Annotated in this window: 20 protein-coding genes; 8 read left to right on the top strand and 12 right to left on the bottom strand. The window is 72.9% G+C overall.

Annotated features, from left to right (window positions below):
* Positions 1–14: 14 nt before the first annotated feature.
* A complete protein-coding gene (locus ACFYTT_RS10965; RefSeq protein ID WP_131057200.1) occupies positions 15–731 on the bottom strand; it encodes a response regulator transcription factor in 717 nt (238 codons plus the stop codon).
* On the bottom strand, positions 707–1,945 hold the full coding sequence (locus tag ACFYTT_RS10960; RefSeq protein WP_131057202.1) for a sensor histidine kinase: 1,239 nt from the start codon (positions 1,943–1,945) through the stop codon (positions 707–709). The genes ACFYTT_RS10965 and ACFYTT_RS10960 overlap by 25 nt, the downstream gene beginning before the upstream one ends.
* Before the next feature lie 133 nt (positions 1,946–2,078).
* On the opposite strand from ACFYTT_RS10960, the gene ACFYTT_RS10955 reads away from it, so the two are divergent.
* From ACFYTT_RS10955 to ACFYTT_RS10945, 3 genes are read left to right on the top strand one after another with little or no spacing between them, the layout of a single operon-like run.
* Positions 2,079–3,008, top strand: coding sequence for an ATP-binding cassette domain-containing protein (locus ACFYTT_RS10955; RefSeq protein ID WP_357218579.1), 930 nt, complete (start codon positions 2,079–2,081; stop codon positions 3,006–3,008).
* Entirely contained in the window at positions 3,005–3,796 is a 792-nt protein-coding gene (locus ACFYTT_RS10950) for an ABC transporter permease (protein WP_131054257.1), read from the top strand. The genes ACFYTT_RS10955 and ACFYTT_RS10950 overlap by 4 nt, the downstream gene beginning before the upstream one ends.
* Positions 3,793–4,494 (top strand): hypothetical protein, encoded by a 702-nt coding sequence (locus ACFYTT_RS10945; RefSeq protein ID WP_387258703.1) that lies wholly within the window; start codon positions 3,793–3,795, stop codon positions 4,492–4,494. Before ACFYTT_RS10950 ends, ACFYTT_RS10945 begins: the two co-directional genes overlap by 4 nt.
* Before the next feature lie 44 nt (positions 4,495–4,538).
* Here the strand turns inward: ACFYTT_RS10945 and ACFYTT_RS10940 are convergent, their stop codons facing one another.
* From ACFYTT_RS10940 to ACFYTT_RS10905, 8 genes are all read right to left on the bottom strand, one after another.
* Complete coding sequence (locus ACFYTT_RS10940) at positions 4,539–6,170, bottom strand: M28 family metallopeptidase (protein ID WP_387258702.1); 1,632 nt, start codon at positions 6,168–6,170, stop codon at positions 4,539–4,541.
* A gap of 123 nt (positions 6,171–6,293) precedes the next feature.
* A complete protein-coding gene (locus ACFYTT_RS10935; RefSeq protein WP_176092833.1) occupies positions 6,294–6,980 on the bottom strand; it encodes a 4Fe-4S single cluster domain-containing protein in 687 nt (228 codons plus the stop codon).
* Entirely contained in the window at positions 6,973–7,887 is a 915-nt protein-coding gene (locus ACFYTT_RS10930) for a helix-hairpin-helix domain-containing protein (RefSeq protein WP_176092832.1), read from the bottom strand. Before ACFYTT_RS10930 ends, ACFYTT_RS10935 begins: the two co-directional genes overlap by 8 nt.
* On the bottom strand, positions 7,871–8,086 hold the full coding sequence (locus tag ACFYTT_RS10925) for a DUF2997 domain-containing protein (RefSeq protein ID WP_357218573.1): 216 nt from the start codon (positions 8,084–8,086) through the stop codon (positions 7,871–7,873). The genes ACFYTT_RS10930 and ACFYTT_RS10925 overlap by 17 nt, the downstream gene beginning before the upstream one ends.
* Positions 8,083–8,538: a hypothetical protein gene (locus ACFYTT_RS10920; RefSeq protein ID WP_131054252.1), complete on the bottom strand. Its 456-nt coding sequence runs from the start codon at positions 8,536–8,538 to the stop codon at positions 8,083–8,085. Before ACFYTT_RS10920 ends, ACFYTT_RS10925 begins: the two co-directional genes overlap by 4 nt.
* A gap of 28 nt (positions 8,539–8,566) precedes the next feature.
* Positions 8,567–10,195, bottom strand: coding sequence for an AAA family ATPase (locus ACFYTT_RS10915; protein WP_131054251.1), 1,629 nt, complete (start codon positions 10,193–10,195; stop codon positions 8,567–8,569).
* Between the two features lie 107 nt (positions 10,196–10,302).
* Complete coding sequence (locus tag ACFYTT_RS10910) at positions 10,303–11,775, bottom strand: serine hydrolase (RefSeq protein ID WP_176092830.1); 1,473 nt, start codon at positions 11,773–11,775, stop codon at positions 10,303–10,305.
* An 86-nt stretch (positions 11,776–11,861) separates the two neighbouring features.
* A complete protein-coding gene (locus tag ACFYTT_RS10905; RefSeq protein ID WP_357218566.1) occupies positions 11,862–12,374 on the bottom strand; it encodes a helix-turn-helix domain-containing protein in 513 nt (170 codons plus the stop codon).
* Positions 12,375–12,446: 72 nt separating this feature from the next.
* On the opposite strand from ACFYTT_RS10905, the gene ACFYTT_RS10900 reads away from it, so the two are divergent.
* The 5 genes from ACFYTT_RS10900 to ACFYTT_RS10880 all read left to right on the top strand — a co-directional run bounded on the left by ACFYTT_RS10900 (position 12,447) and on the right by ACFYTT_RS10880 (position 16,574).
* The gene (locus ACFYTT_RS10900; RefSeq protein WP_387258697.1) at positions 12,447–13,406 is read left to right on the top strand and encodes a ParA family protein; all 960 of its coding nucleotides are present in this window, start codon (positions 12,447–12,449) and stop codon (positions 13,404–13,406) included.
* Positions 13,403–13,639 carry a Rho termination factor N-terminal domain-containing protein gene (locus ACFYTT_RS10895; protein WP_387258695.1) on the top strand — a complete coding sequence of 79 codons (237 nt, stop codon included), beginning with the start codon at positions 13,403–13,405 and terminating at the stop codon, positions 13,637–13,639. Before ACFYTT_RS10900 ends, ACFYTT_RS10895 begins: the two co-directional genes overlap by 4 nt.
* A 52-nt stretch (positions 13,640–13,691) precedes the next feature.
* Positions 13,692–14,543, top strand: coding sequence for an aldo/keto reductase (locus tag ACFYTT_RS10890; RefSeq protein WP_131054708.1), 852 nt, complete (start codon positions 13,692–13,694; stop codon positions 14,541–14,543).
* Positions 14,544–14,703: 160 nt separating this feature from the next.
* Positions 14,704–15,720 carry an ATP-binding cassette domain-containing protein gene (locus ACFYTT_RS10885; RefSeq protein ID WP_176092825.1) on the top strand — a complete coding sequence of 339 codons (1,017 nt, stop codon included), beginning with the start codon at positions 14,704–14,706 and terminating at the stop codon, positions 15,718–15,720.
* Positions 15,717–16,574, top strand: coding sequence for an ABC transporter permease (locus ACFYTT_RS10880; RefSeq protein ID WP_176092824.1), 858 nt, complete (start codon positions 15,717–15,719; stop codon positions 16,572–16,574). Before ACFYTT_RS10885 ends, ACFYTT_RS10880 begins: the two co-directional genes overlap by 4 nt.
* 67 nt (positions 16,575–16,641) lie before the next feature.
* On the opposite strand, the gene ACFYTT_RS10875 is transcribed toward ACFYTT_RS10880, so the two are convergent.
* Positions 16,642–19,893, bottom strand: a complete 3,252-nt coding sequence (locus tag ACFYTT_RS10875) for an ATP-binding protein (RefSeq protein ID WP_387258693.1) — start codon at positions 19,891–19,893, stop codon at positions 16,642–16,644.
* Positions 19,894–20,068: 175 nt separating this feature from the next.
* A complete protein-coding gene (locus ACFYTT_RS10870) occupies positions 20,069–21,403 on the bottom strand; it encodes an AAA domain-containing protein (protein ID WP_131054712.1) in 1,335 nt (444 codons plus the stop codon).
* Between the last annotated feature and the right edge of the window lie 547 nt (positions 21,404–21,950).

Raw genomic sequence — 21,950 nt, 5'->3', positions numbered from 1 at the left:
GCCGCCGGCCCCGGTCAGACCAGCCCGGCGTCGTGCACGAGGAGCGCGACCTGCACCCGGTTGTTCAGACCGAGCCGGGTCAACAGCCGCGAGACGTACGCCTTGACGGTGGCGACGCTCATGAACAGCTCGCTGGCGATCTCGGCGTTCGTCCGCCCCTGACCGATGGCCATCGCCACCGCGCGTTCCCGGTCGGTGAGACCGCCGAGCAGCCGGGTGGCCCGCTCCTGTCGGGGATCGCTCGCGGTGCCCACCGTGACGTGCGTGATGAGGGTCCGGGTGACCGTCGGTGACAGGGTGGCCTCCCCGGCCGCCACCCGGCGTACCGCCTGCACGATCTGGGCCGGCGGGGTGTCCTTGAGCAGGAAGCCGCCGGCACCGGCCCGCAGCGCCCGCAGGACGTGCTCGTCGGCGTCGAAGGTGGTCAGCACGAGTACCTCCGGCGGTCGGGGCAGCGCCCGCAGCGCCTCGGTGGCCGCCAGCCCGTCCACCCTCGGCATCCGGATGTCCATCAGCACCACGTCCGGCCGGCAGGTGGCGACCGCCTGGACCACCTCGCCGCCGTCGGCCGCCTCCCCGACCACCTCCAGGTCCGGCGTACCGCCGAGGATCATCGACAGCCCGGCGCGCACCAGCGCGTCGTCGTCCACGATCAGGACCCGGATCGGCTGCGGGTCCGCCACCGGCGGCGCCTGCTCGGGTCCGGTCACGACGCCGGCCAGGGCAGCCAGGCGGCGAGCCGGAAGTCGCCGCTGTCGTCACGGCCGTGCTCCAACCGCCCACCCGCCAGGGTGACCCGCTCGGCGACCCCGATCAGCCCGGTTCCGGTACCCGGGATCGACGGCACGGCGTCGCCCACCGGCCACCGGTTGCGGATCTCCACGGCCAGCCCGTCGCCGGGCGCCCCGCTGAGCCCGACCGTCACGGCCGCACCCCCGGCGTGCTTGCGGGCGTTGGTCAGCCCCTCCTGCACGATCCGGTAGACGCTGCGCCCCAGACCGGCGGGCAGCCGCTCCGGGTCGCTGACCCGGTCCCGCAGGTCCACCCGGGTACCGGCGGCCCGGGACTCGGCGACCAGCGCGGGCAGGTCGTCGAGGGTGGGTTGCGGGCGTTCCGGCTCGGCGGTGAGCGACGTGTCGGCCCGCAGGACGCCGATCACCTCACGCAGGTCCTGCAAGGCGGCGTGCGCGCTGCCCCGGATCACCCCGGCGGCCCGCGAGACCTCCTCCGGGCTGGCGTCGGGCCGGAACTCCAGCGCACCGGCGTGCAGGCTGAGCAGGGAGATCCGGTGGGCCAGCACGTCGTGCATCTCGCGGGCGATCCGGGTGCGCTCCACCTGCTGGGCCTGGGCCACCCGGAGCTGCTGCTCGGCCTCCGCCCGCTCGGCGCGCTCCCGCAGCGACAGCACCAGTTGCCGACGCGCCCGTACGAACATCGCCCAGGCCATCACCAGCAGGGTGATCACCACGCCCCAGATGGTCGCGGCCCAATAGCTGCTCTGCGGGTCGGGGCGGAACAGGGCGAAGAACATGTTGCAGACCAGCGCGGCCGCGGTGACCGCCAACGCCACGGCGGTCCGCAGATGCACCACCACGGTGAAGTAGATGATCAGCAGCGCCGCGATCGAGGTGACCGAGAGCATGGTCAGCGGCAACGTCACCAGCAGAAGCCCGAGCGGCCAGCGACGACGCCACCAGAGCGCCACCGTGCAGGCCAGCCCGACGACCGCGTCCGCGACGATCATCCAGCCGTACGGCAGCCGCTCGGCGACGATCGGGGCCGGTGCGAGGGCGTCGAACGTGGTCAGCACCACCCAGCCGAGCGAGAGCAGGAAGCAGGTGCTGTCGATCAGCCAGTCCCGCATGGTGCGACGGGGGCTACGGTCGGCCGCACCGAGCGCCCCGGGCAGCAGCCACGGGTGCTCGGGGACGACAGGGCTGGTCACAGACGTCATGGTAGGCAGTCGTCGAGGGCTCCGGCCAGCGACCAAAGTCGGTCCTTCGGGGTCGACCTTGGTCTAGCCGGTGTCGACCGGCGGCCGCTGCGGACAGCCGGGTGGCCCCGGCAGCCTGATCGGCATGATTGTCGTAGACCAGCTCACCAAACGGTACGGACGGCACACCGCCGTCGATGACGTGTCGTTCCGCTGCGAACCGGGCACGGTCACCGGCTTCCTCGGGCCCAACGGGGCCGGCAAGTCGACCACGATGCGGATGCTCTGCGGGCTGAGCACACCGACCTCCGGCACCGCCACCGTCGCCGGGCACCCCTACCGCCGACTGCCCAACCCGGGTCGCGTCGTCGGTGTCCTGCTGGACGCCTCCGCCCAGCACGCCGGACGCAGCGGCCGGGAGGCACTGGCGGTGGCGGCGGCCACGATGGGCGTGGACCGGCGCGCGGTGGGAGAGGTGCTCGACCGGGTGGGCCTGAACGCGGTCGCGGCCCGGCGGCGGGTGGGCGCGTACTCGCTGGGGATGCGTCAGCGGCTCGGCCTCGCGCACGCGCTGCTGGGCGACCCCCGGGTGCTGGTCCTGGACGAGCCGGCCAACGGCCTCGACCCGGAGGGGATCTTCTGGATGCGCGGCCTGCTGCGCGACTTCGCCGACCGGGGCGGCACCGTGCTGCTCTCCTCCCACCTGCTGCGTGAGGTCGAGGCGGTGGCGGACCGGCTGGTGGTGATCGGGGGCGGCCGGGTCGTGGCGCAGGGCGACAAGGAGGAGTTGCTGGCCGACGGCGGCACGCTGGTGCGCGCCCGCGACCGGGGCGCACTGCGGACCGCGCTGGAACGCGCCGGCCTGCCGATCAGCGAGGGCACCGACGGGCTGGTGGTCCGCGCCGACACCGACGCGGTCGGCGAGGCCGCGCTGGCAGCCGGCGTCGCCCTGACCGAGCTGCGCCCGGCCGGGAGCGGCGGCCTGGAGCAGCTCTTTCTCACCCTCACCGCGACCGGCGGATCACAGACCGCCGGGACCAGCGCCACCGAGCCGACCAGGGAGCCCGTCCGATGACCACCACCACCGTCGCCCCCGAGGACACCCGGCCGGCCAGCCGGGCGGCCGAGCGGGCACCGTCACTGACCCGGCTGACCCGGGTGGAGCTGCGCAAGCTCGTCGACACCCGGGCCGGACGCTGGCTGTTGATCACCATCGCGCTGATCGCCGCCCTGATCGCCACCATCCAACTGGTGTACGCGGAGGACGCCGAGCAGACCTTCGTCGACTTCTTCATCCCGTCGCTGCTGCCGATCGGGTTGCTGCTGCCGGTGCTGGGCATCCTCTCGATCACCAGCGAGTGGTCGCAGCGGACCGCGTTGACCACCTTCGCCCTGGTACCCCGCCGAGGCCGGGTGATCATCGCCAAACTCGTCGCGGTGGTGCTGGCCGCCCTGGCGTCGGTGGTGGTCAGTCTCGCCGTGGCGGCCGTGGCGAACCTGATCGCCGACGCCACCGGCGGCGCCGGGACCTGGCGAATCGAGGGTGCGTTGGTCCTGCACGCCGTCGTGTTCCAGGTGTCCTGTGTGCTGATGGGCGCCGCCTTCGGCCTGTTGTTCCTGCACACGCCGCTGGCCATCGTCTCCTACCTGGTGCTGCCGAACGTCTGGATGATCCTCGGCGGGCTGATCCGGCCGCTGAACCGCAGCGCCGAGTGGTTGGACACCGGGCGCACCATGGGGCCGCTGTTCACCCCGGAGGTGACCGCCGGGCAGTGGGCCCGGCTCGCGGTCTCCCTGCTGGTGTGGCTGGTCCTACCCATGGTCGTCGGGTTGGTGCGGACGACGCGTCGGGAGGTGGCGTGACGGCGTACGGCAGGCCGACCGTGGTCAGCGGGGGTCGGCTGGAGACGCTGGTGCTCTGGGTCGGGTTCCCGCTGGCGGGCGGTGCCGTGGGGGCGGTGCTGGCGGCCGGGGCGGGCTGGGTGGCCGGCCTGTCCTGGGCCCCCGCGCAGGGGCTGTTCCGCATGGTCGACCGCATGCCCGACCAGCAGGCTCTGGCGGCCGGGGTGGCGGTCGGCGTCCTGGCCGGGCTGGTGTTCGGTGCTCTCGGGGCCGCCGATCAGGTCGTCGTCGAGGTGGCGGTGGACCGGGTACGCGTACGGCGCGGCGGCAAGGAGCGGGAGTTCGCACGGCGGGACGCCCAGGTGGCTTACCGCGACGGCAAGGAGCTGGTGCTGCTCGGCGCGGACGACGAGGAACTCCTCCGGCAGCGCTCCGACCTTTCGGGCGCCGACCTGGCCGGGGCGTTCCGGGAGCACGGCTGGCCCTGGGCGGACGATGACCCGCACCGGGCCGCGTACCGGCTCTGGGTGCCCGAGTTGCCCGGCCTGCCGCCGGGCGCGGACGCGCTGCTGAAAGCCCGGCAGAAGGCGATGGACGACGACCGGGGCAAAGAGGCCGGCGAGCTGCGGACCGAACTGGCCCGCTACGGCGTGGTCGTCCGGGACGAGGGCGGACGGCAGCACTGGCGGCTGACCCGCTCGGCCATGCCCGGGCAGTGAGCGGTGCGGGCCGGGCCCCACGGAGGAGCCCGGCCCGGTCGGCGTCACCGCCAGGAGTGCCCATGGTGGTGGTGTCCGTGCTTGGGGCCGTGCCCCTTGCCCTTGCCCTTCCCCTTGCCGGGCGTCTTGCCCGGCACACCGTTCACGGCCGAGGTGTCGTACGCGAACGTGATCACCGAGGCGGCGATCGCGTCGGAGTTGACGTCCAGCGCGTGCACGTTGACGTTGCCCCGGAGCTTGTACTTCTTGTTCAGGGCGCGGTACAACGCCGGGTCGGCACCGTCGGCGACCGGCGTCAGGCTGTCGCACGCCTGGTGGTAGCAGGGGTCGTACGCCTCCCCCGCCAGCCCGCCGAAGAGGGCGGCCTCCTCGGCCGTCTTGATGCCCTCCGCGCCGGTGAACAGGCCACCGGCCGGGATGTCGACGGCGATGAACGCGCCGTAGTCCGAGCGACCGGTGAAGTCCGACGGCACGGTCGGCAGCTTGCGGGAGGCGAAGAACCTCTCGAACACCTGCTCGATCTGTGCCGACCCCTCCGGCCCCGGTCCGGCACCCTGCTGCGCCGAGTCGTCACCGTCGTAGACCCCGAACACGTAGTTCGGCGACCCGATCATGTCGAAGTTGAGGTAGAGGGCGATGTCGCCGACCTGCTGCTCGGTCAGGCTGTCCACGTAGTACTGCGAGCCGACCAGGCCCGCCTCCTCCGCGCCCCACCAGGCGAACCGGACCGCGTTGGCCGGCTTGACCTTCGCCATCTGGAGGGCCACCTCCAGCAGCGCGGCGCTGCCGGTGCCGTTGTCGTTGTAGCCCGGCCCGGCCGGGTCCGAGTCGAGGTGCGCGCCGGCCATGACGACGTTGTCGGTGCGGCCGTGCCGGGTCTGCGCGAAGACGTTCTCGGTGCTGCGGACCTCCGAGGTGGTGTCGGCCTCGATCCGCAGGACCAGACCCGCCGTCGCCGCGAACTGCGCCCCGGCGTCGTACGAGACGCTGACGGCCGGGATGCCGACCGGTGCACCGAGGGTGCCGGCGAACAGGTCGTAGCGGTCCGGGTTGGCCTCCGGCGTACCGTTGCCCTGGTTCATCACGATCGCGCCGACCGCGCCGGCGGCCTCGGCGTTGGCCACCTTGTCGCCGAACCCGCAGGTGCCGCGCTGCATCAGAGCGATCTTGCCGACCACGTCGACGGCGGCGAAGTCGCTGGCCTCGCAGCCGGACGTGGAGGCGCGCGGCGGCGTCAGGCTGAGGTCCACCGCGACGACCTGGCCCTGGCCCACCCCGTCGCCGGAGTAGTCCATCAGCTCGTAGTCGACGCCCTCGGCGTAGTCGGTCGCGTTCGGCGCCACCTGGGCGAACGAGGAGCCGAACTCCTCATAGAAAGCGAAGTCGAACTGCTGGCGGGTGACCTGGTAGCCGGCCTTCTTGAGCAGCTTCGCCACGTAGTCGGCGCTCGCGTCGTAGCCCGGCGTACCGGAGGCACGGGTGCCGTCGTTGGCGTCGGCGATGGCCTGGAACCGGTCGAGGTGTGTGATGACGCCCTTGACCGTCACCGCCTTGGTGAGCTTCTTGACCGTGTTGTTGTTCGGGCTCGCCGTCGCCGGTCCTACCAGCGCCACCGTGCCCACCAGGGTGCCCGCCGCGATGGCGGCGATCACCCTCCTGCCGGAGAAAGGCACCACGATGTGCCACGTCCTTCCTCTTCGGATATCCGACTCCCGACCCCCGTGTGCCGGATGCTGCGGCCATCCTGATACACATCGATGACCACGGCAACGGGACTGTTCGGCCACCTCAGGCCGCCGTCAGGTCCGTTCGGGCCAGCCGATCACGCCGTGTCGCGTCGGCTGCGGACGGCTCACCGAGGCCAGCAGCTCGTCGAGGGCGTCCGCCTCGGCCCACCCGTTCACCGCGATCCGCCCGCTGGTGTCCACAGTGATCTCCACCCGGTCCGGGCTGCCCGACACCTCGTCGAGCAGATTCGGAAAAGTGTTGCTGAGCAGCACGAACTCCTGGTTGGTGGAGCCCACCCAGGGTCGCCGCCGGTCGATCCGGTCGGCCTCGAAGGGCCCGGCGACCAGCAGGTCGGTCGCGGCCAGCAGGGCGGCGACGTCGTCCCGACCGGCACCGGCCGCCGCGCGCAGTCGCGCGTACGTGTAGCCGCTGAAGGTCATCACCGAGCGACCCGCGTCGCGTACCCCGGCGGCCACCTCGGCGAGCGCGGCCGCCTGGTCGAAGGGCTCCCCGCCGAGCAGGGTCAGCCCCTCGGTCGGTGCGTCGAGCACGCGCCGCACCAGGTCGGCCGGGTCTACCTCGTCGCCGCCCCGGAAGCTCCACAGGTGCGGGTTGAAGCAGCCGACGCAGCGCACCGCGCAGCCCTGGACCCAGACGGCGGTGCGCAGCCCCGGACCTTCGGCCCGGGTGGCGGCCAGGAAGCGGGCCAGCGCGACGGTCGTCGCCGCGCGTCGCGGGGCCGGACCGCCCTCAGACATCCAGGACGCGACCGGACGGCGGATATCCCGGCCGGTGGCCGCCCGGCGGCGTGCAGGTGAGGCGGTCACGCAGCCGGGCGTACTCGTGCGGGGCCAGATTCGCGGCGGCGGTGAACTCGGCGAGCCCGCCGAACCCGCCCCGGCGGTCCCGCGCGTCGACGACCTGCCGCGCCCGGCCCGGGTCGAAGCCGGGCAGCACCGCGAACTCCTCCCACCGGGCGGAGTTGACGTCGAGCGAGCCAGGCGCGCCACCGTGGTCGACGGTCGTCGCCCCCGACTGCTGGCTCGGCAACGGCGGCGGGTGCTCGGACAACGCCGACGGATAGTCCGGCAGGGGCGGCGGGAAGTCCGACGACAGCGGGGCCGGCGGGTAGGCCGGCGGCTGGGCGCCGGTGACCGGCGGGTACGCCGTGGTGGGCGGAAACGCCTGGCTGGGCGGTGGGGTCCAGCCGGTCTGGGGCGGGTACGACGTGCCGGGCGCACCGGGCGGTGGGGCCAGCGCGACGGGCGGGTACGGGCCACCGGGCTCGGCGTACCAGGGGCGGTAGCCCGCCCGCCAGCGCAGCCAGGACGGATTGATCACAAGCGCGTGCACGATGCTGGTCATCCAGATCGCCAGGACGCCCCCGACGGCCCAGTCGGTGACCGTCTCGCCCAGTTCGCCGACCAGGATGAAGGCGGTCCAGCCGAGCACCAGGTAGGCAATGCCGGAGACCCACCACGCCGCCCGCCGCGCCTTCAGCCCGACAAAGAGGAACCCGAAGCCGCCGAGGCAGCTCATGCCGACGATCGGCAGCAGCAGCCACCAACTGTGCAGCACGCGCCACTTCCAACTCGCGGCCGGGTTCGCCGCTCGCGCCGCCGGTACGCCCTGCTGCGTCCAGGCCGGGTCAGGCGCGGTCGACATCTCGGTCCTCCTGTCGTACGACGTCCCGGGTTCGGGCATGGTCGGCGGTGTAGGCGCTGCTGACCGTCCGGGCGACCAACAGGTCCTCCAGCACCGCGACGTAGTCCAGGCACCGGTCGCCCAGGATGCCCCGGGTCTCGGCGCTGACCACGCCCTCGCTGCTCACGGTGACCACGAGTCGTGGCTGCTCGGCGGTCACGAGCGGGCTCCCTGCACGGCGAAGACCAGGCGGACCGCGTCGTCGTCGGTGACCTGCTCTGACTCCAGCCGCAGCCCGGCGGCCGGTGCCTGCTGCCGCAGCCGGTCCAACACCGCCCGCTGGACCTGCCGGCCGTACGCGACGTCGACCGCGCGGACCACCTCCACGGCCCTCGGCTCGTCGATGTCGCCGGTGAAGTGCGCCGACCAGATGCCGGCCTCGTCGCGCTGGAAGCTCGCCCGGACACCGGCCCAGTCCGCGGTGATCGAATCCGGCGCGACGGCGACCACGGCGGCGGTGTCGTGCAACGCGGCGGCGAGCAGGTTCTCGTCCCGCATCCGGGTCTGCACCTCGCAGACGATCCGGCCCTCCTGTTCGGAACGGGAGGTGACGCCGTGGGCGGCGGCCACCGCGGCGACGGCGAGGGGTAGCAGCACGAGCGAGATACTCACCGCGGGCTCCTTCCGGTCAACTCGGTCATCAGAACTCGACCGCCCGTCCACCACGTTGGGTCGGCGTGGCGTGCCGGGCACTCCGGTCGACGGACGCGCCGCTGTCCCAGTCCTCGGCGGCGGTGGCCGCCACCGCGCGGGCGTCGGCCCAGGCGCGGATGGCGTCGATCCGTTCGGCCTGGGTGACGCTGAGCGGAACCATGCCGACCACCGCCTGGGCCAGGTCGTCGCGGCGCAGCGGACGGCGTTCGCCGAACGCGTCGAAGAGCCCGGCGATGACCGCCTGCTCGATCTCGGCGCCGGAGTAGCCCTCGCTGAGATCGGCAAGCTCGGCGAGCAGCGTCTCGTCGAGCGCGAGCCCACCGGCCACGGCCGGGTTACGCAGCCGCCGGGCGAGGTGGACCCGCCAGATGGCGGCCCGTTCGGCCCGGGTCGGCAGGTCGACGAAGAAGATCTCGTCGAAGCGTCCCTTGCGGAGCAGCTCCGGCGGCAGTTTCTCGATGTCGTTGGCGGTGGCGATGACGAAGACGGGTCGGTTCTTCTCCTGCATCCAGGTGAGGAAGGACCCGAAGACCCGGGTGGAGGTGCCGGAGTCGCCGCCACCCCCGGCGAAGCCCTTCTCGATCTCGTCCACCCAGAGCACGCAGGGTGCGGTCGCCTCGGCGGTGCGGATGGCGGTGCGCATGTTCTGCTCGCTGCTGCCCACCAGCCCGGCGAAGACCCGGCCCACGTCCAGCCGCAGCAACGGCAGCTCCCAGGCCGCCGCGATCGCCTTCGCGGTCAACGACTTACCGCACCCGGGCACGCCGGTGATCAGGACGCCCCGGGGTGCGGGCAGGCCGTACGCCGCCGCCTCGGCCAGCCAGGAGCCGTCCCGCTTGGCCAGCCACCGCTTGAGGTTCTCCAGACCGCCGACGTCGGCGAGGTTCACGTCCGCCTCGACGAACTCCAGCAGCCCGGACTTGCGGACGGTCTGTCGCTTCTCCTCGTGCACCACGTCGAGGTCGCGACCGTCCAGCACGCCGTCGTTGACCATCGCCCGGGCGAAGGCGTTCTCCGCCTCGTGCAGGGTCAGCCCGAGGGCGGCCTTGGCGAACCGCTCGCGCCCCAACTCGTCGAGGGCTATCTGGATCCGGCCGTCGGCGGAGTTGGCGTGGATGATCGCCTCCAGCACCTGCCGGATCTCCGTCTCGCTGGGCAGCGGGAAGTCGACGATCGTGACGTCCTTCTCCAACTCGACCGGGATGCGCAGCACCGGCGAGACCAGGATCAGGGTGCGCGGCATCGCGCCGGACTTGAACGCCGCCGCCACGTCCCGCAGCCGGCGGACCACCCCGGCGTTACCGGGCCGCTCGCCGTCGCCGTGCGAGGTGTGCAGATCCTTGAAAATCACCACACTCGGCTGGTCGATCCGCAGTACGGCGTCCAGGGCGTCGGCCGGCTCGGTGGTGCCGGTCCGCCAGACGCCGTCCGGCTGCACCAGACCGGTGGTCAGCGACCAGGTCCACACCGCACGCGGGGTACGCACCAGCACGGCGTCGTGGGCCACAGCCGCGACCTCGGCGACCGCGCGCTGTTCCTCGGCGGACTCGATGTACAGGATCGGGAACCGCGCCTTGAGCATCTGCGACAACGCATCCCGGAACGACAGTGCCATCCTCGCCTCCCCAGCCGGCCTGGACTGGGCGGACTTTAACAGCTTTGATCAAGCTCGAAGCGGCGCGACCGAACACCGCCGAGCTGCGCATCGACCGCCGGCCATGCTCAGCCGAGCACGACGACCACTGCCACCACCGCCCCGACCAGCGAGGCGACCGTCACCACGACCCGCCGCCACGGCACGGCGGCCCGGTTCGTCGGCAGATCACGCCAGCGGTGCGCGACCAGCGCCAGCCCGGCGGCACTCAGCGCCGGACCGACCGCCCAGAGCCAGCCGGGCACCGCCGACCAGTCGCCGAGCTGACGCCCCAGCGCGGGGTAGGCCACCGCCCAGGCCCCGGAGGAGAGCACGGTCAACCGGTCCAGCGTCGGGCGGTACGCGACGCCGAGCAGCGACAGCCCGCCGATGACGGTGAACACCAGGGCGATGCCCGCACCGGCCCAGACCGGCAGTGCCGGTGCGGGCTCGCCGGCCTGGTCCGGCGGTACGCCGAGCAGCCGCAGCCCGATCGGCTCCACTGCCTTGTCGGTGTTGCCGAGCACCACCACCCCGCGCCCGGTGGCCCGGTCGAAGCCGACGTACGAGCGGAAGCCGCCGGTGCCGCCGTTGTGCCAGGTGATCTCCTGGTCGTCGTAGCGGGTGGTGAACCAGCCGTACCCGATGCGGGTGCGGTCGTCGTCGTCGAAGCGCGGGTCACGGGCGTCGGCGCCGGGTGCGGTGCCGGCGGTGGTGGCGGTGACCAGTCGGGCCAGGTCCTCGACGGTGGACCAGTAGCCGATGCCGGCGGGGGCGTACCCGCTGCCGGTCCACGGGTCCGCGACGCGTCCGTTGCCACGGGCGCCCTGCGCGCGCTCGTCCGGCAGGGCACCGGAATCGGTGGCGTGGACGGTCGCGGTCATGCCGAGCGGAGTCAGCAGCTCCCGGTCGAGCAGCTCGGGGAAGGCGAGTCCGGCGTCGGCGGCGAGGGCCTGCCCGAGCACCGCCGAACCGAGGTTCGAGTAGCCGACCCGACCCCGGTCGTCGCCGGGCGCGTGCGCGTCGGCGGTGTCCCGCACCCGGTCGACGTCCAGTCCGGCGTACGGGTTGCCGGCGGCGACGTTGGCCTGGAGCACCCGGACCCAGGCGCCCACCGACCCGAGGTCGATCCGGGGCAGGCCGGACCGGTGGCTGGCCAGCTCGGTGAGGGTGACCTCGCGCACCGGGCCCTCGACCGCCGGCCAGACGGTGCCGAGGGTGTCCTCGGGCCGCACCGCCCCGGTCTCGGCCTGCCGGGCCAGCAGCATGCCGGTGAGCACCTTCGTCACCGAGCCGATCTCGAACGGGGTGCCGGATTCGACCGGCGCGCCGTGCCGGTCACGGTCGCCGAGGCCGGCGGTGCGGACCCGGCCGTCGTCGATCAGCGCGACGGCGAGGCCGCGATATCCGTCCGGGTCGGCCACGGCGGCGCGGGCCGATGCGGCGACGTCGGCGTCACCGGTGGTCGAGGCGGTCAGCCGGGGTTCCCGGGGATGGGCGGCGAGGCCGGCGAGGCCCGCGACGATCCCGACGACCAGCGCGACGGCGGTCGGCTTACGCATAGGGGTGGTCCTTCCGTGCGGGGTGGCCGGTGATCTACCCACCGGTCGGGGTGGTCAACGGTCGGGGTCGGGGTCGGTCGGGGTGGTCAACGGCGGGCGGCGGTGAGGATGGCCAGCAGCGGCACCACCCGTTCGGCGGGGACGGCGTACCGGCCGCGCCCGGTGCTGTGCAACCAGCCCGCCGCGGTGAGCTGGCGCAGGTGGTGGTGCAGCTGGCCGGTGGTGCCGAGCTCCTCGATGTCGGCCAGCTCGGCGGTGCCCTGCCGGCCGGTGAGGATCTCCCGCAGCAGGCGCAGCCGCACCGGGTGGCCCAGGGCGGAGAGGATGCCGGGCAGCTCGGCCCAGTCGCCGGCCAGCAGGTCGTCCACCTCTCGGCCGTACTGCCAGTCGTAGGACCTCCCGGCGACCCGGACGGTGCCGGTGTAGAGCACGGCGCCCGCGCTCTCGGCGGGCAGGCGCTGCTTGAGCCCGTCGAGGGCCCAGAAGACGCCCTCCGCCGGGGCCTCCGGGGTGACCGGCCCGGTCGTCACACCGAGCCGCTCGACAAGTGCCGCGACCTGCGCTTCCAGCGCCGCCAGCCGCTCCTCCACATCCGCCATGACTCAATAATACGAACATACGTAGTTACGTGCTACACGGAAAAGTCGCGCGGATGATCGAATTCACCCAGGGTGGCCGACTACCGTTCCCAGGTCTGGGGAGGTACGTCGATGTACGTGGTGTCCGTTATCAACTACAAGGGTGGGGTCGGCAAGACCACCGTGACCGCCAACCTCGGGGCCGAACTGGCCAACCGAGGCATGAAGGTGCTGCTCATCGACCTCGACCCGCAGGCCAGCCTGACCTTCGGCTTCTACGATCCGGACGACTGGCGGGAGCGGTTACGCGACTCCCGGACCATCAAGCGGTGGTACGACGGCCTGCGCGAGGGCGACACCGCCATCACTCTCGGTGACCTGGTGGTCTCCCCCGGTCCGGCGAACACCCGGCTCTCCGGAGCGGGCCGACTCGACCTGATCGCCTCGCATCTGCAACTCGTCGACATCGACCTGGCACTGGCCCGCAGCGTCGCCGGTGGCGAGGAGTACGACGCCGAGCTGTTCCGGGTCCGCGGCTCGCTCGCCGAGGGGCTGCTCGCCGACGGGCTGGAGCCGTACGACATGGTGTTGATCGACTGTCCGCCGAACTTCAACGTGGTCACCCAGTCCGCCATCATCGCCAGCGACCATCTGGTGATCCCGGCCAAGGCCGACTACCTGTCCACCCTCGGCATCGACTACCTGCACGGCAACGTGCGGGAGCTGGTCGAGCAGTACAACGCCGACGCCCGACGGTTCGCCACCGTACGCCGACACCAGAAGGTCGCCCCCGGCGTGGCCGGCGTGGTCTTCACGATGATCCAGTTGCTCGCGCAGCGGCCGATCGCCACCCACCAGGGCTACATGGACCAGGTCCGCAACCTGGGGCTGCCGGTCTTCCCGACGGCGCTGCGGGAGAACGTCACCCTCTACGCCACGAACACCCCGCGCGGGGTGCCGGTGGTGCTGCGCGACCGGGTCACCGTGCCCGCCGTCCGCGCGGAGCTGCGCCAGCTCGCCACCGAGTTCCTCGACCACCTGCAACCGGCGTGAGGGCGACGGAGGCCGCCGACCCGGCGCCGGTGGCCGCCCGGCTGGCGGCCATGACCAGCCGCGCCGACGGTACGGCGTACCTGTCGGAGCGGTCGACACGTGAGCTGCGGGAGCTGGCCGCGCAGGTCGGGCTACGCGGTCTCGGTGGGCTGCGCAAGGCGGAACTGGTCGAGCGGATCGTGGACGCCACCATCGGCTACCGCCTGGACTCCACCGCCCTGCGCCGCCTCTGACGGCCGCCACGAGTGCGTGAGAAGGGGCCGGTCAGCGGGTATGTCGACCCCCATGACGAGCACGATTCCGGACATTCCCCTCAACGACGGCAACCCGATCCCGCAACTGGGCTTCGGGGTGTTCCAGATCGCCCCGAAGGACACCACCGAGGCGGTACGCACCGCGCTGGACGTCGGCTACCGGCACGTCGACACCGCCGAGATGTACGGCAACGAGGCCGAGGTCGGCCAGGGCGTACGCACGGCCGGGGTGGCCCGGGAGGACGTCTTCATCACGAGCAAGCTGAGCAACGCCTGCCACCGCCCCGACGACGCCCGCACCGCGTTCCAGGCGACGCTCGACGCGCTGCGGACCGACTACGTCGACCTCTTCCTCATCCACTGGCCGCTGCCGACCCGCTACGACGGCGACTTCGTCTCCACCTGGAAGGTGCTGGAGGAGTTCCGCGCCGACGGCCGGGCGAAGTCGATCGGCGTCTCCAACTTCCAGGTGCCGCACCTGGAGCGGCTGGCCGCCGAGACCGAGGTGGTGCCGGCGGTCAACCAGATCGAGGCGCACCCGTACTTCCCGAACGACGAGGTACGCGAGTACGGCGCCAGGAACGGCATCGTCACCCAGGCGTGGTCGCCGATCGCCCAGGGCGCGGTGCTCGGTGACCCGACCATCGCCGACATCGCCGAGCAGGTCGGCCGGACACCGGCCCAGGTGGTGCTGCGCTGGCACGTACAGCGGGGCGACGTGATCTTCCCCAAGTCGACCACCCCGAAGCGGATCGAGGAGAACATCGGCATCTTCGACTTCACGCTCGACGACGCCACCATGGAACGGATCACGCTGCTGGGCCGGGGCGAGGCCGGTCGGCAGGGTGCCCACCCGGACACCTTCGACTACATTCCGGCCTGATCCCCCGGGCGGTGGGCCCCCACCCCCGGCGAACCGGCGCACCACGGCCGCCGCTAGATCCGATCTAGCGGCGGCTGTCCGTCGTCTCGCGCCTCCATCACGACGACGTCGTTGTAGCAGGCGGACGGCGACGGGACGAACGGAAGGAAACACCGAGATCATGAACAGACGCACCACCGGCCTCGCCATCGAGGCCGAGGGCCTGACCCGGTCGTTCGGTGAGACGCGGGCGCTCGCCGGACTCGACCTCCAGGTGCCCGCAGGTGCCGTGTACGGGGTACTCGGGCCGAACGGCGCCGGGAAGACCACCGCGGTACGGATCCTGGCGACGTTGCTGCGTCCGGACGGTGGTCGGGCCCGTGTCTTCGGGCACGACGTGGTCACCGAGGCCGAAGAGGTCCGCGCCCGGGTCAGCCTGACCGGCCAGTACGCCTCGGTGGACGAGGACCTGACCGGCACCGAGAACCTGGTCCTGCTGGGCCGGCTGCTCGGCCTGCGCAAGCCGGCCGCGCGGGAACGGGCCGCGCAGTTGCTGGCCGCGTTCGGGTTGACCGAGGCGGCCGGACGACAGGTCAAGAAGTACTCCGGCGGCATGCGCCGACGCATCGACATCGCGGCGAGCATCCTCAGCACCCCGGATCTGCTCTTCCTCGACGAGCCCACGACCGGGCTCGACCCACGCAGCCGCAACCAGGTGTGGGAGATCGTCCGCGCGGTGGTGGCACACGGCACGACGGTGCTGCTGACCACGCAGTACCTGGACGAGGCCGACCAGTTGGCCGGACGGATCGCGGTGATCGATCACGGCCGGGTGATCGCGGAGGGCACCCCGGGCGAACTCAAGTCCTCGGTCGGATCCGGCACCGTGCACCTGCGGTTGCGGGACGCGGACCAGCGCCCCGAGGCGCAACGGTTGCTGGAGAGCGTGCTCGGCGTGGCGGTGCAACTGGACGCCGACCCGGTGGCGATCACCGCGCGGGTCGGTGAGGCCGGCAGCGATCTCGACGCCAGCGCACAGGCCGCCCGGGGGCTGGGCGAGCTGACCCGCGCCGGCATCGTGGTGGACGACTTCTCACTCGGCCAGCCGAGCCTGGACGAGGTCTTCCTGGCCCTGACCGACCGTCCCGCCGAACCGACCGCCGGCGAGCGCGACGACGAGCTGGAGGCAGCCCGATGAGCAGCGACACCGCCACCTCGACCGGCCCGGCACCGTCGGTCTTCGTACCCTCCTCGGAGGCGTTGGCGACGGTGCTCGCACCGGCGGCGCGCCCGCCGCGCCCGAGCCCGCTCGCGGCGTCACTGACCTTCAGCTGGCGCGCCATACTGAAGATCAAGCACGTACCGGAGCAGCTCTTCGACGTCACCATGTTCCCGATCATCATGGTGCTGATGTTCACGTACCTGTTCGGCGGTGCGCTCGCCGGCGATCCGCGTGACTACCTGCAGTTCTTCCTGCCGGGCATCATGGTGACCAGCGTCGTGATGATCACCATGTACACCGCCGTCGGGCTGAACACCGACATCGAGAAGGGCATCTTCGACCGGTTCCGGACGCTGCCGGTGTGGCGGCCCGCCGCCCTGGTCGGCATGATCTTCGGGGACGTGCTGCGCTACGTCCTCGCCGCCACGGTGATCCTCACCCTGGGGCTGGTGCTCGGCTTCCGTCCCGACGGCGGTCTGCTCGGGGTGCTGGCCGGGATCGGCCTGCTGGTGGTCTTCTCGTTCGCGTTCTCCTGGGTCTGGACGCTGTTCGGGCTGATCATGCGAAGCGAGAAGTCGGTGATGGGCGTCAGCATGATGGTGCTGTTCCCGCTGACCTTCCTGAGCAACGTCTTCGTCGACCCCTCCACCATGCCCGGCTGGCTCCAGGCGTTCGTCAAGGCCAACCCGATCACCCACCTGGTGTCCTCGGTACGCGCCGCGATGGCCGGTACGTCGGACACGTCGGCCATGCTGTGGACCCTCGGCTGGAGCGTGCTGTTCGTGGTGGTCTTCGGCAGCCTCACCATGTACCGCTACAACCGCCGCTGACCCTCGACCACCGGACCGGCTCCGGGCAGCGCCCCCGACCAGGAGGGTGCTGCCCGGAGCCGGCCGGTCACAACCGCCAGGACACCGGCGCGGCGGGCAGATAGCGGCAGGCGGCACCGGTGGAGACGGTCCCGCGCAGGTGCTCCGCCAGCGGCGGATGCCGTTCGTCGAGACGGCGCAGCGTGTCCCTGATCCTGGCCGTGACCGTCTTGCGGGCCCGCTCCGCCTCGTCACCCAGTCGGCGGGTCCGCCCGGCCAGCCCGGCGGCCGACCGCAACTGCGCGATCAACGCACCACGCTCGGCTTCCAGCGCGGCCACCTTCGGCGTGTCGCCACGGCCGGCCGCCCGGTCGATCTCGTCGTCGAGGCGGATCAGGTGCTGCCGGTAGCGGTTCCTCGCCTCCTCGTCGAGCAGATCGTCGCCGCCCATCCGCCGGGCCGCCACCAGCTCCGGGCCGGCGGCCGGGTCGAGCAGCTCGACGGCGGGCACGTCGACACCGGGCCGTCCCAACAGCAGCCGCAGGTCGTGCAGCCCCTTGGCGTCCGGCAGGTGCACGGTCGCGCCCTGATAGGTGAGTCGCCAGACCGCCCCCTCGCGGCGGAACTCGTACGCCGGTGACGTGGGGACCGGGCCGGTCGGAGCCGGTGTGGACCGACCGCCCGGAGTGTCCTCGGCGAGCCGGGCGAGCACCTGCGGCAGGTCGAGTTCACGAGCCTCGTCCCGGGCCGTCACCCGGATCGCGTCGGCGGTGGCGGCGTCCCCCGGACGGCCCCGGGCGCGGAGGGCGTCCACGAGCGCCACCCGGACGAAGAGGGACCACGGCCGGGAACCCATCCGGTCGGCGGCGTCGCGGGCGGCGGTGAACCGGGTGACCGCGTCGTCCCACCGCCGGTCGGCGGCGTCGATCACGCCCAGCCAGTGGTCCACCGGGCCGCTGAGGTCGCATCCGAACAACGAGACCAGCCACTGCCCCTGGTACGGCAGCAGCGCCTGTCGCGCCTCCGCGCACCGCCCCGGGTCGGCGACCGTGGCCTGCGCGCGCAGTCGCAGCCAGAGCGGGGCGACCGGACCGGTGTACGTGACTCCGGCGGCGTCGAGTTCGGCACTGATCCGGGTGGCGGTGCGGTGGTCGCCGCGTTCGGCGGCGGTGATGCCCCGCAGCAGCACCCGGTGCGGGTGCTCGCCGTCGTTCAGCCCGTCGACCATTTCGTCCGCCGCGTCGAACTCGCCCCGCAGGATGAGGTACGACCAGCGCAGGTGGTGGCCGAGGAAGGTGTGGTCGGCGTGCTCCCACTCGTCGAGGTCACCCAGCTCGAAGAAGCAGGTGTCGGCCTCGGCGAAGTCGCCCCGGAAGGCGCTGGTGATGCCACCGTCGATGGCCGCCGCCATCTGGTGGCGCGGTCTGCCGGTCTGTCGGGCGGTCGTCACGAACGCGGTCAGCTCGTCCTGGTAGCGGGGATCGCCGAGTTCGAGCAACGCCACCCACCGCAACGAGGTGGCCCACAACTCGGTCTCCTGGTCGCCACCCCGCCGGGCCACCTCCCGGATCTCGGCGGTCAGCGCGACCCGGTCGGCGGCGGTGCCCGGCCCCCAGGTGGCGTCGTGGCGGGCCCAGAGGCTGAAGGCGAGCGCGTCGTCGTCGTGCACCCGCCGGGCGAGGGCTTCGGTGGCGGTGATCAGGTCGGCTTCCAACCGGCGGACCGGGGCCACGTCGGCGGGCTCGCCGACGAGCCTGCGGTACGCCTCACGGACCAGGCCCTCGGCGTCGACGGCGATCCGGGGATTGGTCTGGCAGTGCCGGTGCACGTTGAGGGCGAACCGGGCCAGAAGGGCCGGCTCGTCGGTGGTCAGCGCCAGGGCGGCGGTGTCGGCAAGGATCTGGTCGGCCTCGTCCCGGCCCCCGGTGTGGAAGAGGCGGTCGGCCAACTCGATCATGATCTTGATGCGTTGGGACGGGTCCGTCGCCACCGTCGCCGCCCGCCGCAGGTGCACGGCCGACTCCTCCAACGCCAACCGGCAGGCGGCGTCCCGCGCGGCGGCGAGCAGCAGTTCCGCGCGACGGTACGCCTCCAGGTGCGCGTCGGCGAGCCACGCGTGCCGGGCCAGGTCGGCCGGGATCAGCCACTCGGCGAGCGCGGCGTGCTCGTCGACGGCGCGGACGACGGCGGCGTGCCGCAGCCGACGCTCACCGTCGGCGAGACCGTCGTACAACGTCTCGCGGACCAGGTCGTGCGCGAAGGTGTACCGGCCGTCGCCGCCCGAGAGCACCAGCCGTGCGGCCACCGCCACGTCCAGCAGGGCGTCGAGCCGGGCCGGTGGCCGACCGGCACTCGCCGCCAGGACAGCCGCGTGGAACTCCCGCCCGAGGACCGCGGCGACGGTCAGCACGTCGACCACCTCGGCGGGCAACCGGTCGAGCCGTCGGCGCACCACCTCGCGTACGCCGGGCGGGATGCCGGCCAGTTGCCCGTCGGAGTGCCACAGCCGGGCGGTCTGCTCCACGAAGAACGGATTGCCGCCGGTGCGCCGGTGCACGTCGTCGACGCAGTGCGGATCCGGTTCCCGGCCGGCGGTGCGGGTCATCAACGCGCCGACCTCGTCCCGGGACAGGCCGGTGAGAGTGATCGGGGTGCTCTTGGCCACCAGCGACATCAGCAGCGGTCGCAGCGGATGGTCCTCCGCCTCCACCTCCGCGTCCCGGTACGTGCCGACCAGCAGCAACCGCTCGAACCAGGTGTGCTGGGCGGCGAACCGCAGCAGCCGCACCGACGCCGCGTCTGCCCAGTGCAGGTCGTCCAGGACCACCAGCACCGGCCGACGCTGGGAGACCGCGACCAGGGCGGCGGTGACCGAGTCGTAGAGCGCGAACGCCTCCCGCTCGGCCGTGTCACCGTCACCGGGCCCGACCGTCGTCGGCAGCAGCCCGTCGCCACTGGCCGTGACCGGGGTCATCAACGACGGACCGTGCGACCTCGACGTCGGATCCACCTCACCGAGCAGCAGCCGCAACGCCGGCTCGGCCGACTCGCGGGCCACCGCCCAGTCCTCCGGCGAGCGGCGCAGACCGCGCAGCACCTGCACCCAGGGCCAGTAACCGGGCGCGCTGGCGGAATCCCAGCAGGCCGCACCGAGCACCAGCGCACCCTGCCGGCGTGCCTCGTCGGCGGCGGACGTCACCAGGGTGGTCTTGCCGATCCCCGGCTCGCCGGTGACCAGGACCAGCCCGCCGTGACTGGCAGCGGCCCGGTCGACCTCGGCGCGCAACAGACCGGCGGGATGGTCCCGTCCGATCATCACGCCGCTGGGCCGCGCCCTCATGGCACCCGACGGTATCCGACACCACCGACAGACCCGCACCGATCGGCGACGACGCTGGGCTGACCCACGTCGGTGCGCCGGCCCTCGGTGCACGAGGCGTCGGTGCGCAGACCGTCGGTGCACGGGGCGTCGGTGACGGCGTGCGCGAGCGGCCACCGGGCCGGGGCGCGCCGGGTCACCTGTCCGGGCCGACCGGGCCGAGCGCCGCCAGGTGGGCGAGGACAGCCTGGTTGGCCTCCCAGCCGTCGGGGAACTTCACCGGCACGTCCAACTGCGGGGCCTCGGTCGACGGATGGGCGTCCAGCAGCTCGCCGATACCCGCACGGGCCACCACCACGCAGGCCTGCCGGTGCCGCGACGCCAGCACGCAGAGCCGCCCCGACTCCAGGTGGAAGGCGGTCGCGTCACGGCGGCCGGAGAGCGGGTGCAGCACGATCGTCATGTCGTACTCACGCCCCTGGAGCCGGTTGGCGGTGTCCACCGTGATGCCCGCTCCCTCCTCGCCGAGCAGCGACCGGATCACCGCGACCTGGTCACGGTGCGCGGCACCGACGGCGATCCGCTCCGCCGTCACCGGCGCGCCGCCGGGCGACTGCTCGCAGATCGCGACCGCCCCACGCCGCAGCACCCGGATGGCGAGCGCGGCGCACGCGGCGGCGGCTTCGGCGTCGGTCCGCAGGGTGTGCCGGGCCGGCAGTTCGTAGAGCGCCCATCCGTCGGTGGCGGCCAGTTCCACCGCCCGGTCGAGGGCGTCCCCCGGCCCCGTCTCGGTGAAGTGCAGCGCCCGCTGGGTGGAGACCGTGCCGGCACGGAACTCGGTGAAGGGGTAGAACGCCCGCGACACGACCGGGGCGGCCGAGGCGGGCAGCCGCCACGACACCGGCAGCCGGTGCACCGGCAACTGCGGGTTGTGCCGCAGCAGCACAGCCACCGCCGACTGCATCGGATCCCAGGTCAAACCCGCCCACCGGCCGGTCTCCACCGTGGAGAACGGGTCGAGCTGACCGGGATCGCCGACGAACAGCGCCCGTTCGAACCTGCCGGCCACGCGCAGCAACGCGTCCGAGCGCATCTGGTACGCCTCGTCCACGATCGCCCAGGGCCACGAGCCCTCGGCGACCGTGGCCCACTTGGCGGCCGTACCGATGACCACGGCCGAGGCGGCGAGGTCGGTGACCTTCGCGGCGACCCGGACCTGGTCGTGCGAGCCCACCCGTTCCGACGGCCGGTAGTCCCCGGCGGAGAGCCGACCGATCCGCAGCTCGGGTGCCTTCCGGGCGAGCCGGTCGATCAGGTCGTCGACCTGCTCGTTGGTCTGCGCGATGATCATCAACGGCTCACCGGTGCCGGCCAGCTCGACGGCGGCCCGCACCACCAGCGTGGACTTGCCCGCCCCGGGTGGAGAGTCGACCACCACGCCCCGGTGCTCGCCGGACCGCAGGTCGGACAGCACCGTCGTGATCACCCGCTCCGCCTCCGTACCCGGCGGCACCGTCAGCTGCGGCAGCATCTCCCCACCCCCATTCGGCGTCCCGCGACCCTACCGCCGTACGCACCACCACCCGGTACGCCGCACCCGACCGCCGCACGCACTCACACTCGCCGCGCCGCACCCCACCGCCGCACGCACCGCTCTCACCGCGCCAGACCCGACCGCCGCCGCGCGCGCCGCACCCGACCACGGTGCGCACCGACCCTCATCGGGCCGATCCGCCGCCCACCGCTGGCCGGGCAGGTCGGCGTCGTCGTAAGGGCGCCCCGACCTGCCGCATCCGACGCGCTGACCAGCCAAGATCGTGCTCGATCCAGGATCGAGTGGCTTCGCGAGCGCGACGAGACCACTCGATCCTGGATCGAGCGCGATCTTGCACGGGACGCGGAGCGCGGCGCGGACGCGGAGCGCGGCGCGGACGCGGAGCGCGGCGCGGACGCGGAGCGCGGCGCGGACGCGGAGCGCGGCGCGGACGCGGAGCGCGGCGCGGACGCGGAGCGCGGCGCGGACGCGGAGCGCGGCGCGGACGCGGAGCGCGGCGCGGACGCGGAGCGCGGCGCGGACG

The organism is Micromonospora sp. NPDC003816 (assembly GCF_042874705.1).
GTDB lineage: Bacteria > Actinomycetota > Actinomycetes > Mycobacteriales > Micromonosporaceae > Micromonospora.
The sequence above is the reverse complement of the archived record's forward strand: the minus strand, read 5'-3'. Positions and strand labels throughout refer to the sequence as shown.